Source organism: Hydrogenophaga sp. OTU3427 (assembly GCF_038440225.1).
In the GTDB taxonomy this organism is placed as follows: Bacteria; Pseudomonadota; Gammaproteobacteria; order Burkholderiales; family Burkholderiaceae_C; genus Hydrogenophaga.
In genome coordinates this window covers 42832-53374 of sequence record NZ_JASATI010000034.1, presented here as the reverse complement: position 1 = coordinate 53374, position 10543 = coordinate 42832, and the positions used below count along the sequence as shown (strand labels likewise).

The window sequence follows — 10543 nt, the reverse complement described above, 5'->3', positions numbered from 1 at the left end:
GCGCCGCGGAGGCCAGTCATGAAACTGCTGCTGATCAACCCCAACATCTCGGCCAGCGTGTCCGAGCTGATCCGCGCCGAGGCCGAGCGCAGCGCCTCGCCCGGCACCGAGATCGAGGTCCTGACCGCGCCCTTCGGCGTCGCCTACATCGAGACCCGCTTCGAGGCCATGATCGGCGCCTACGCCACCGCCCAGCTGGCGGCCGAACACCACGCGGGGTACGACGCCGTGGTGGTGGCCGCCTTCGGCGACCCCGGCCTGAACGCGCTGCGCGAGGTCCTGCCCTGCCCCGTCACCGGCCTGACCGAAGCGGCCCTGGCCAGCGCCTGCCTGCTGGGCCAGCGTTTTTCCATCGTCGCCATCTCCCAGCGCATCCGCGCGTGGTACCGCGAGACCGTGAGCGCCTATGGGCTGGACGGCCGCCTGGCCAGCATCCGCGGCCTGGACGAACCGCTGGCCGACATCGGCAACGTGCAGGGCGACCAGGGCGAACGCCTGGTCGCCCTGGCCGAACGCTGCGTGGACGAGGACGGCGCCGACGTCATCGTGCTGGCCGGCGCGCCGCTGGCGGGCCTGGCGCGTTCGCTGCGCGGGCGGCTGCCGGTGCCGTCGGTCGACGGTGTCTCCAGCGCGGTGCACCACGCCGAAACCCTGGTCGCGCTGCAGCCCGGCCGAGCCCAGCGCGGCAGCTTCGCGCCCCCACCCCAGAAACCCAACGAGGGCCTGAGCCCCGCGATACAGGCGCTGCTGCGGCAGGCCCGCTGACCCATCCCCACCCTGACCCCACAAGACCGGAGACCTCTCATGCAACGACGTCATTTCCTCACCCACGCGGGCGCCACCGCCCTGGCCGGCCTGGGCCTGTCGGGCGCCATGGAACAGGCCCAGGCGCAGGCCCTGCCCAGCGGCCCGATCAAGCTGATCGTGGGCTTTCCGCCCGGCGGCGGCGCCGACGCCCTGGCACGGGTGGTGGCCCAGAAGCTGGGCGCGCTGTGGGGCCAGCAGGTCATCGTCGACAACCGGCCCGGCGCCTCCAGCACGCTGGCGGCCGAGTACGCGGCGCAGCAACCCGGCGACGGCACGGTGCTGTTCCTGAGCACCATCAACAGCCACGCGCTCGCGCCCGCCGTGATGCCCAAGCTGCGCTACCACGCCGAACGCGACTTCGCACCCGTGGCCCTGCTGGGCCTCACGCCCAACCTGCTGATCACCAGCGCCAGCAGCCCGGTGAAAAGCGTCAAGGAGGTGGTGGCGCTGTGCAAGGCCCAGCCCGGCCAGGTGAGCTTTGGCTCGGCCGGTCCCGGCACCATCCAGCACTTCGCGATCGAGAAGTTCAAGCTGCTGGCCGGCGTGAACGCGCTGCACGTGCCCTACAAGGGCAGCGGCCCGCTGCTGACCGACCTGATCGGCGGCCAGATCCAGTTCACCTTCGAGACCATGACGGCGGCCACGCCCCACCTCAAGAACGGCCGCGTGGTGGCGCTGGCGCAGTCGCGCGCCAAGCGCTCGCCGGCCTACCCCAACGTGCCCACCATGCAGGAGCAGGACTTCCCCGAGTTCGAGACCATGAACTGGTACGGCATCTCCGGCCCGGCCAAGCTGCCGCCCGCGCTGGCGCGTCGCCTCAACCAGGACATCAACACCGTGCTGGCCATGACCGATGTGCAGGAGAAGTTCCAGGGCTTCGGCGTCGAGGACGGCGGCGGCTCGGTCGACCGCTACGGCGACTTCATCCGCAGCGAACTCGCCAAGTGGGCCCGCGTGGCCCGCGACGCCAAGGTCTCCATCGACAGCTGATCTCTTTTCGCATTCCCCTTTCCCAACCCACCAAGGAAAACCCGCGATGAAACCCCTCACACGCACACTGGCCGCGATGGCCCTTGCCGCTGGCCTGGTCACCGGCGTCCAGGCCCAGGACCGCCTGAGCTTCAAGGCCATCGGCCAGCCGCTGGCCACCGGCCTGATCCAGAAAAACAAGGAACAACCCTTCTTCGAACAGTTCGCCGCCAAGACCGGCCTGCCCATCGACGTCGACTACAAGCCCATCGACACCCTGGGCATCAAGGACACCGAACAGCTGCGCGTGATGAAGGCCGGCCTGTTCGACTTCGTCTCGCTGCGCGTGTCGCAGAACTCGCGCGACGAGCCCATGCTGCTGGGCCTGGACCTCGTGGGCGCCAGCCCCGACTACGCCACCGGCGCCAAGGTCTCCAAGGCCTGGTTCGACACCGTCGACCAGCGCCTGCAGCAGCAGTTCCAGGTCAAGCTGCTGGCGGTCTGGCCTTTCGGTCCGCAGATCCTGTTCTGCAAGAAGCCCATCAGCAAACTCGCCGACATCAAGGGCATGAAGGTCCGTGTCTACGATCAGAACCTGGCCAAGTTCATCGAGCTGGTGGGAGGCACGCCGGTGCCGGTGTCCTTTGCCGACACCCACCAGTCGCTGTCGCTGGGTGTGGTGGACTGCGCCGTGACCGGCCCCAGCTCGGCCAACTCCGCCGGCTGGCCCGAAGTCACCACCCACCAGTTGCCGCTGGGCTTCCAGATGGCGCTCAACGGCTACGCCATCACGCTCAAGGCCTGGAGCCGCCTCAAACCCGACCAGCAGGCCAAGATGGCGACCGCCTTCGACACCCTGAGCAAGGACATCTGGAGCTATTCGGAAGAGCTGTTCCAGGACGCGCTGAACTGCAACGCCGGCAAGGACCCCTGCACCACCGGCAAGAAATTCAAGCTGACCAACGTGGCGGTGTCCGCGGCCGACCTGGAGCTGGTGCGCGGCGCGGTGGCCAAGACCAGCCTGCCGGTCTGGGCCGAGGTCTGTGACAAGAGCAACCCCGGCTGCTCGCAAAAGTGGACCGCCGCGGTAGGTGGTCCGGTGCTGGGGCTGAAATGAGCGCGGGCGCCGGCACCTCCACGCTCGGCGCCTCTTCGGTGACACCGGCTGCCGCCCACGCGGCGGCAGCCCCATCCCAGAAGGCCTCGACGATGAAACAACGCATTGAAAACCTGCTGGCCACCGTCTTTGGTGGCATCTTCCTGCTGCTCTCGGCGGTGGTCACCGTCGAGACCCTGAGCCGCAAGCTCTTCAACATCTCGCTGCAAGGCGCGGACGAACTCGGCGGCTACGCGCTGGCGGTGGGTTCCACCATCGCCTTCAGCCTGGCGCTGATGGGGCGCAACCACATCCGGGTGGACGTGTTCCACGAACACTTCCCGCGACGCCTGCAGGCCATCCTCAACTGGCTGGCCATCGTCACGCTGGCCCTGTTCGGCGCCTTCATCGCCTGGATAGCCTTCAAGGTGATCGGCGACACGCTGCAGTACGGCAGCACGGCTCAAACGCCCTGGGCCACGCCGCTGATCTGGCCGCAATCGGTCTGGTACGTGGGCCTGGTGGTGTTCGCGCTGGTGGCCTTCGGCTATGCCGTGCACGCCACGCGGCTGCTGCTGAGCGGACACATCGACATCCTCAACCACGATTTCCAGCCCAAGAGCGCCAAGGACGAGCTCAAGGAAGAACTGGACGACCTGGCCCTGCGCCAGTCGGCAGAACAACAAGGAGCACAAACATGAGCGTTGGCATATTTGGCCTGGCCTTTCTGGCCATGCTTGGGCTCATGCTGGCCGGCATGCCGATCGCCGTGTCCATGGCCCTGGTCGGCATCATCGGCGGCATCTCGGCCTACGGCGTGCCTTTCATGGACTCCATCGCCCCGGTGGTCTGGGGCGTGCAGAACGAAAACCTGCTGACCTCGATCCCGCTGTTCGTGCTGCTGGGCGAGCTGCTGCTGCGCTCGGGCATCGCCGACCGCATGTACATCGCGCTGTCGGCCTGGCTGGGCCGCCTGCCCGGTGGCCTGCTGCACACCAACATCGGCGCCTGCGCGCTGTTCGCGGCCACCTCGGGCTCGTCGGTGGCCACGGCGGCCACGGTGGGCACGGTGGCCCTGCCCTCGCTGCAGCGGCGCGGCTACTCCATGCGTGCCTCGCTGGGCTCGCTGGCCGCGGGCGGCACCCTGGGCATCCTGATCCCGCCCAGCGTGAACATGATCGTCTACGGCTCGCTGACCAACACCTCCATCGGCAAACTGTTCATCGCCGGCATCATCCCGGGCCTGCTGCTGACCGGCTGTTTCATGCTCTGGATCTGGATCTCCAGCGTCGCCAGCGGCAACGTGAAACGCGAGGACAAGGTGCCGCTGGCCGAGCGTCTGCGCACGCTGCAGTTCCTGGTGCCGCCGGTGGTGGTGTTCGGCATCGTCATGGGCAGCCTGTACTTCGGCATCGCCACCACCACCGAAAGCGCGGCGCTGGGCGTGGTGGCGGCGCTGGCCTTCGTCTGGCAGTCGGGCAAGCTCAACTGGGACCTGATGCGCAACTGCTTCATCAGCACCGCGCGGGTCAGCGGCATGATCCTGCTGATCATCGTGGCCGCCTTCATCCTCAATCTCACGGTCAGCCTGACCGGCGTGGCCGAGGCCATGACCAAATGGGTCGCCGGCCTGGGCCTGTCGGGCACGGGCTTCATCCTGGCGCTGATCGTCTTCTACCTGATCCTGGGCATGTTCATGGACGTCTTGTCCATGCAGGTCGCCACCATCCCCATCACCTTCCCGATCGCGGTGGCGCTGGGCGTGGACCCGGTGTGGTTCGGCATCTTCATCGTGCTGATGTGCGAGCTGGGCCTGATCACGCCGCCGGTGGGCATGAACCTGTTCGTGGTGCACGGCATACGGCCCGACAAGGGCGGGCTGGAGGACGTGATCTGGGGCGCGCTGCCCTACGCCGTGATCATGATCGCCTTCACCCTGCTGTTGCTGGTGGTGCCCGCGTTGGCCACCTGGCTGCCGGGCCACATGTGAGGAACGGATGACGAACGACCTGTTGTGGCAACTGCCGGCCACCGAACTCGCCCGCCGCTTTCGCGACGGCAGCCTGACGCCGCTGGACGCGGCCCGGGCCAGCCTGGCCCGGCTGGAAGCGGTCAACCCCGCACTCAACGCCGTGGTGCTGCGCCGCGACGCCGACTGTCTGCGCGAAGCGGAAGCGTCCACGCGCCGTTTTGCCGCCGGCCAGCCGCTGTCGGCCATCGACGGCATCCCGCTGACGGTCAAGGACAGCCTCTACACCGCCGACCTGCCCACCAGCTGGGGCTGCCGCGCACTGGCCGCGCGGGGCACCGGCGAGGACGAATTCGCGGTCGGCCGCGCGCGGGCCGGCGGCGCACTCATCCTGGGCAAGACCAACGTGCCCGAGTTCGCGCTGGAGGGCTACACCGACAACCCGGTCTACGGCCCCACCGGCAACCCCTGGAACACCGAGCTCACGCCCGGTGGCTCCAGCGGCGGCGCGGTGGCGGCGGTGGCCGCCGGCATCGGTCCGCTGGCCATCGCGCAGGACGGCGGCGGCTCGATCCGCCGGCCGGTCTCGCACACCGGGCTGGTGGGCCTCAAGCCTTCGCTGAGCGCGGTGCCGCGCCAGCACGTGCTGCCCACGCTGCTGCTGGACTTCGAGATCATCGGCCCCATCGCCCGCACCGTGGCCGACACCCGCCTGCTGTTCGGCGTGATGCGCGGTCCGGCGGCGGTGGACCGGCTTTCGCTGGCCGCGGCCCACGCGGCCAGCTTGCCGCGCCCCGGCGGCCCCTTGCGGGTGCTCTACGTGGAACGGCTGGGCGACGCGCCGCTGGACCCGCAGATCGCCGCCAGCGTGTCGGGCGGCGTGGCGCAGCTCGCGGCCCTGGGCCACCACGTCGAGACCGGCGCCCTGCCGCTGGACCTGGGCTTCTTCGCCACCGCCTGGCCCCGCATCGGCCAGATGGGCCTGGCCAGCATGTTCGACCAGCATCCCGACTGGGAAGCCCAGGCCTCGCAGAAGTACCGCGACATGGCCGCCCTGGGCCGCGCCCTGCCGGCCACGCTGCTGTGGCAGACGATGGAGAGGGTGTGGCAGCTGCGGCGCGAGACGGCGGCGCTGTTCGAGCGCTTCGACGTGATCGTCATGCCCTCGGCCGCCGCCCTGCCCTGGCCCAAGCGCGAGGCCTTCCCGCCGCGCATTGACGGCCAGGACGTGGGACCGCGTGGCCACGCGATTTACACCGGCTGGGTCAATGCCGCCGGCCTGCCCGCGCTGGCCGTGCCCACCGCCCCCTCGGCCGAGGGCCTGCCCATCGGCATGCAGATGGTGGGTGCCTACGGCAGCGACGACATGTTGCTGGACCTGGGCGCGGCCTTCGAGGCCGTCGCGCCATGGGCGCACCGCTGGCCCAGCCTGGCATGAACCGGTCCGTCAGTTGTCGGCCACGAAGCCGGTGGCCTTGACGATGCGACCCCAGCGCGCGGTCTCGTCGTTCATCTTCTTGAGAAAACCGTCGCCACACAGGCCGACCGACGGTGACAGACCGGCCACCGCCATGCGGGTCTTGAACTCGGGCGACGCGACGATCTTCTGATGGGCCTCGGTGAGGCGCTTGACCACGGCCGGCGGCAGGCCCTTGGGCCCGGTGAGGCCGAACCACACCGTGGTTTCCAGCTGGGGCAGGCCCAGCTCGGCCACGGTGGGCACGTCGGGCAGCTGGGGCGAACGCTGCGCGCCGGTGGTGGCGTAGGCCGTGAGCTTGCCGGCCTTGACGTGGGGGCTGGCGGTGGCGATCTGCACAAAGCCCAGGGGCGCCACGCCGCCGATCATGTCGGTGATCTGCGCCGGGCTGCTCTTGTAGGGCACGTGGACCAGGTCGAGCTTGAGGGCTTCGCCCAGCTGGTGGCCCAGGAAATGCGCGGGCGAGCCGGGCGCGTAGGACGAATAGGTGGGCGGCGCCTTCTGCGCCTTCATCCACTGGCTCAGTTCGTTGAAGGTCCGGGTGCCCAGGCTGGGGTGGCTGGCCAGCACCAGCGCGGCTTCCACGCCCTGGCAGATGGGCGTGAAATCGGCCGGTTTGTACTGGGCCTTGGGGTTGGCGTTGGGCGTGATGGTCATGGCGCCGGCCGTGCCCACCATCAGGGTGTGGCCGTCGGCGGGCACGCGTGCCATGGACTGCGCCGCGATCATGCCGCCCACGGCCGGCATGTTCTCGACGATGACCGCCTGGCCCAGCTCGCGGGCCAGTTGGTCGGCCAGGGCACGGCCGTACACATCGGGCGGGCCGCCCGGTGTGGACGGCGTCACCAGCTTGATGGGTTTGTCGGGCCAGGCCTGGGCCTGGGCGCCACAGGCCAGCAGCGCAAGCAAGGCGGCGGCCACGGGGCGGCGTGAGCGGGTGGTGGGCATGGGGTGTCTCCGTTGGGATAGAGGGGGTGTGGGGGCGCCGGTCAGCGCTGGGGCATGTCCTGGGTCGAGTAGCCCAGGCTCACCGCCGCGTCGTCGGGGATGTCGGGTACCTCGGAGGCCCAGTCCAGCCAGGCCTGGCGCAGGGTCTGGAAGGTGTCGGGGTGCTTGCGCATGAGGTTGGCGCGCTCACGGGCGTCCTGGGCCAGGTTGAACAGGTACTCGTGCCCGTCCACCTGGAGGTACTTCCAGTCGCCCTGGCGCAGGGCACGCTGGCCGCGGTGTTTCATGCGCCAGTACAGCGGGCGCTCGAACACCTGCGCCGGGTCGCGCAGCACACGGGCCAGCGATACCCCGTCCAGCGGGTAGCGCGGGTCGGGCCGGCCGCCGCCGATGTCCAGCAGGGTGGCCGACCAGTCCATGGTCATGCCCTGCTGGGCACACACCGAACCGGCAGGCACCGCCGCCGGCCAGTGGGCGATCCAGGGCACGCGTATGCCCCCTTCGGTCAGGTCCATCTTGCCGCCCACCAGCGGCCAGTTGTCGGAAAAACGCTCGCCGCCGTTGTCGCTGGTGAAGACGATCAGCGTGTTCTCCAGCAGACCCTGCTCGCGCAGGGCCGCCACCAGACGGCCGATGCCCTCGTCCATGTGGTGGATCATGCGGCGGTAGCTCTCGACGTTGCCGCCGTCCAGGTGGAACAGGTTGGCCGCCACCTCGGGCGCCACGTGGGCATCGTCGCGGGTTTCCCAGGGCCAGTGGGGCGCGGTGTAGTGCAGGCTCAGAAAGAAGGGGCGGCCCGCGCGCGCCGCCGCCGCTTGCCGGTGCACATGGTCCACCGCGCGCTGCGAGAACACGTCGGTGAGGTAGCCCACCTCGTGGTGCTCGTCCTCGCCCAGGTAGAGGTCGTGGTCGCCCTTGCCCGAGCAGTGGGTGAAGTAGTCCACCCCGCCGGCCATGATGCCGAAGAACTCGTCGTACCCGGAACGCAGCGGCCCGAAGGCCGGCGGGTAGCCCAGGTGCCACTTGCCGATCAGGGCGGTGGTGTAGCCGGCCTCGCGCAGCAGCGACGGCAGGGTGGGGATGTCGGGCGGCAGGCCCAGCGTGGTGCTGCCCTTGCTGCGGCTGTTGATGGGCTCTTCCATGCCGCCGCGCAGGCGGTACTGGTAGCGCATGGTCAGCAGCGCGAAGCGGGTGGGCGAGCACACGGGCGAGTTGGCATAGCCCTCGGTGAAGCGCATGCCCCCGGCGGCCAGCGCGTCGATGTGGGGCGAGACGGCGCCGAAGGCCGCGTCGCGCCCGCCGTAGCAGCCCAGGTCGGCGTAGCCGAGGTCGTCGGAAACGATGTAGATGATGTTCGGTTTCATGGTGTCGGTCGTCGCTGGTGCCGGAGCTTAGGCACTTTGATCGCATCCGTAAAATTGAAATTTGTTTTCCAAACGAAAGAAAATCAATGGACCCGCGACACCTGGTGCAGTTGGCCACCATCCTGGAAAAGGGCTCCATCACCCAGGCCAGCCGCCACCTGCACCTGACGCAGCCCACGCTCACGCACAACATGCAGACGCTGGAGATGCAGGCCGGGGGCACGCTGTTCGAGCGCAGCCGCTACGGCGTGCGCAGCACACCGCTGGGCGAGATGCTGGCGCGCGAGGGCCGCGCCATCGCGCGGCGCCTGCAGGACGCGGCCGAGGTGACGGCCCGCCACCGCAGCGGCATACGCCACCAGGTGCGCATCGGCGCCGGCCCGCTGGTGGGCGCGGCCCTGCTGAGCGGCCTGGCGCAGCACCTCCAGGCGGCCTACCCGGACATGGCCTTGCTGGTGCAAAGCGACCGGCCCCACCTGCTGGTGGAGCAGCTGATCGACCGCCGGCACGATTTTGTGATCGCGCCCTCCTGGCTGGAACGGCCGCCGCCCGGCATCGCGCGCTTTCTGATGGTCGAGGACGACCTGGGCGTGTACTGTGGCCGCAGCCACCCGCTGGCGCGCCAGCGCCGCCTGCGCCCGGGCGACGCCAACGGCCAGCGCTGGATCAGCCTGGGCACGACCTCACCCTTTGATCAGGGCGTGCGCGAGATGCTGGCCGCGGCCGGCGTGGAGGAGATGCGGGTGGAGATCACCGTGCTGGGCGAGGTCTTCATGCTGCTGGGCACCCTGGGCCTGGGTCGGCATTTGTCGGTGCTGCCCCGGTTTCCGCTGCGCCGACTGGGCGCCCGGTTCGACCTGGTGGAGCTGGCCCTGCCGGTGGCGCCCACGCCGCGCCACATCCACCTGTGGTGCCACGCCGCCGCCCTCGAAGACCCGGCCTTCGCGGCCGTCAAGGACCTGCTGCTGGCGAGCGCTGCCACGCCGGATGCATTCACACCTTCTCAAAGCTGAACGGACGCTTCGCCCACGCCGGGGAAACGCACCACCACCTCGTCGCCGGCCTGCGCCAGCGGCAGGCCACACCAGGTGCCGGTGGTGACCACGGTGCCGGCGGGCAGCACCGCGCCATCGCGGGTGGCGTGGCGCAGCCACTGGGGCAGCAGCCAGCTGGGGTCGCCCAGCGAATGGGTGCCGGTGAACACCTGCTCGTGGCCACCGATGCGCAACTCGCAGGTCTGCGTGGCCCAATCGCGCGCGCGCCAGGGCACCCACTCACCCAGCACCAGCGCGCCGTGGGACTGCAGGTCGCACAGCTTGTGCCAGCCCGGTGCGTCCAGGGCCTGCGCCCAGCGCGAGTCGACCAGCTCGATGGACACCGTCATGGCGTCCACCAGCGCGCGCGCGCTGTCCTGGTCCAGGCGGCCGGCGTGGTCGCGGTCCACCGGCTGGCCCAGGCGCAGGGCGATCTCGGCCTCGATGCCACGCCAGTGAAACGGCCAGGCACGCGCGTCGGCGGGGCTGGCCCAGACACCGGCGGGCGGCAGCGGCGCGTGGGTCAGCACCGCCTCGCGCCCGGGTCCACCCGATTTCCAGTGGCGCGCCGGCCCATCGGCAAACCAGCCCATGGCCTCGCTGACCGCCGCCTGCACCCGGTAGGCCTGGGCGGCGTCCGCGATCACCACCGCGTCGGCGTTGGCCACCTGCCCGCTGCGGCGGGCCTCCAGCAGGGTCTGGGCGATCTGGGCATCGGACGAGGGCGGGGCAAGGTTGGACATGGGTGGGTGTGGAACAAATGAAAGGGGAACAAGGCAAGACCGGCCACCATTGTGCAGGAGCGCATGCACCAGAAGGTGCCACGGACGAACCACGTTTGGGCCTGGCGCCGGCCCCGCCCGACCCGGTGCACCCAAT

The 10543-nt window shown here is 69.9% G+C and carries 10 protein-coding genes; 7 read left to right on the top strand and 3 right to left on the bottom strand.

Annotation, left to right across the window (positions count from 1 at the left end):
- Nucleotides 1-18 precede the first annotated feature (18 nt).
- The 6 genes from AAHB17_RS17825 (at nt 19) to AAHB17_RS17800 (ending at nt 6279) form a co-directional block, all read left to right on the top strand.
- Nucleotides 19-765, top strand: coding sequence for an aspartate/glutamate racemase family protein (locus tag AAHB17_RS17825; protein WP_342132039.1), 747 nt, complete (start codon nt 19-21; stop codon nt 763-765).
- Between the two features lie 39 nt (nt 766-804).
- Nucleotides 805-1797, top strand: a complete 993-nt coding sequence (locus tag AAHB17_RS17820; protein ID WP_342132037.1) for a Bug family tripartite tricarboxylate transporter substrate binding protein — start codon at nt 805-807, stop codon at nt 1795-1797.
- A 46-nt stretch (nt 1798-1843) separates the two neighbouring features.
- Complete coding sequence (locus AAHB17_RS17815; RefSeq protein WP_342132036.1) at nt 1844-2893, top strand: TRAP transporter substrate-binding protein; 1050 nt, start codon at nt 1844-1846, stop codon at nt 2891-2893.
- Nucleotides 2894-2985: 92 nt separating this feature from the next.
- Nucleotides 2986-3573, top strand: a complete 588-nt coding sequence (locus AAHB17_RS17810) for a TRAP transporter small permease subunit (RefSeq protein ID WP_342132035.1) — start codon at nt 2986-2988, stop codon at nt 3571-3573.
- Nucleotides 3570-4862 carry a TRAP transporter large permease gene (locus AAHB17_RS17805; protein WP_342132034.1) on the top strand — a complete coding sequence of 431 codons (1293 nt, stop codon included), beginning with the start codon at nt 3570-3572 and terminating at the stop codon, nt 4860-4862. The genes AAHB17_RS17810 and AAHB17_RS17805 overlap by 4 nt, the downstream gene beginning before the upstream one ends.
- A gap of 7 nt (nt 4863-4869) precedes the next feature.
- Complete coding sequence (locus tag AAHB17_RS17800; RefSeq protein ID WP_342132033.1) at nt 4870-6279, top strand: amidase; 1410 nt, start codon at nt 4870-4872, stop codon at nt 6277-6279.
- 9 nt (nt 6280-6288) lie between these two features.
- Here AAHB17_RS17800 and AAHB17_RS17795 read toward each other — a convergent pair whose 3' ends face one another.
- Together AAHB17_RS17795 and AAHB17_RS17790 are read right to left on the bottom strand one after the other, a co-directional pair.
- Nucleotides 6289-7266: a Bug family tripartite tricarboxylate transporter substrate binding protein gene (locus AAHB17_RS17795; RefSeq protein ID WP_342132032.1), complete on the bottom strand. Its 978-nt coding sequence runs from the start codon at nt 7264-7266 to the stop codon at nt 6289-6291.
- Nucleotides 7267-7307: 41 nt separating this feature from the next.
- Nucleotides 7308-8630 (bottom strand): sulfatase family protein, encoded by a 1323-nt coding sequence (locus tag AAHB17_RS17790; RefSeq protein WP_342132030.1) that lies wholly within the window; start codon nt 8628-8630, stop codon nt 7308-7310.
- Between the two features lie 86 nt (nt 8631-8716).
- On the opposite strand from AAHB17_RS17790, the gene AAHB17_RS17785 reads away from it, so the two are divergent.
- A complete protein-coding gene (locus AAHB17_RS17785) occupies nt 8717-9643 on the top strand; it encodes a LysR family transcriptional regulator (protein WP_342132029.1) in 927 nt (308 codons plus the stop codon).
- Here the strand turns inward: AAHB17_RS17785 and AAHB17_RS17780 are convergent.
- The gene (locus AAHB17_RS17780) at nt 9634-10407 is read right to left on the bottom strand and encodes a fumarylacetoacetate hydrolase family protein (RefSeq protein ID WP_342132028.1); all 774 of its coding nucleotides are present in this window, start codon (nt 10405-10407) and stop codon (nt 9634-9636) included. The genes AAHB17_RS17785 and AAHB17_RS17780 overlap by 10 nt on opposite strands.
- Nucleotides 10408-10543: the final 136 nt, after the last annotated feature.

Bases quoted from the DNA above. Each gene is read 5' to 3' on its own strand.
- AAHB17_RS17825 (WP_342132039.1), top strand. From the start codon at position 19: ATGAAACTGCTGCTGATCAACCCCAACATCTCGGCCAGCGTGTCCGAG.
- AAHB17_RS17820 (WP_342132037.1), top strand. From the start codon at position 805: ATGCAACGACGTCATTTCCTCACCCACGCGGGCGCCACCGCCCTGGCC.
- AAHB17_RS17815 (WP_342132036.1), top strand. From the start codon at position 1,844: ATGAAACCCCTCACACGCACACTGGCCGCGATGGCCCTTGCCGCTGGC.
- AAHB17_RS17810 (WP_342132035.1), top strand. From the start codon at position 2,986: ATGAAACAACGCATTGAAAACCTGCTGGCCACCGTCTTTGGTGGCATC.
- AAHB17_RS17805 (WP_342132034.1), top strand. From the start codon at position 3,570: ATGAGCGTTGGCATATTTGGCCTGGCCTTTCTGGCCATGCTTGGGCTC.
- AAHB17_RS17800 (WP_342132033.1), top strand. From the start codon at position 4,870: ATGACGAACGACCTGTTGTGGCAACTGCCGGCCACCGAACTCGCCCGC.
- AAHB17_RS17795 (WP_342132032.1), bottom strand. From the start codon at position 7,266: ATGCCCACCACCCGCTCACGCCGCCCCGTGGCCGCCGCCTTGCTTGCG.
- AAHB17_RS17790 (WP_342132030.1), bottom strand. From the start codon at position 8,630: ATGAAACCGAACATCATCTACATCGTTTCCGACGACCTCGGCTACGCC.
- AAHB17_RS17785 (WP_342132029.1), top strand. From the start codon at position 8,717: ATGGACCCGCGACACCTGGTGCAGTTGGCCACCATCCTGGAAAAGGGC.
- AAHB17_RS17780 (WP_342132028.1), bottom strand. From the start codon at position 10,407: ATGTCCAACCTTGCCCCGCCCTCGTCCGATGCCCAGATCGCCCAGACC.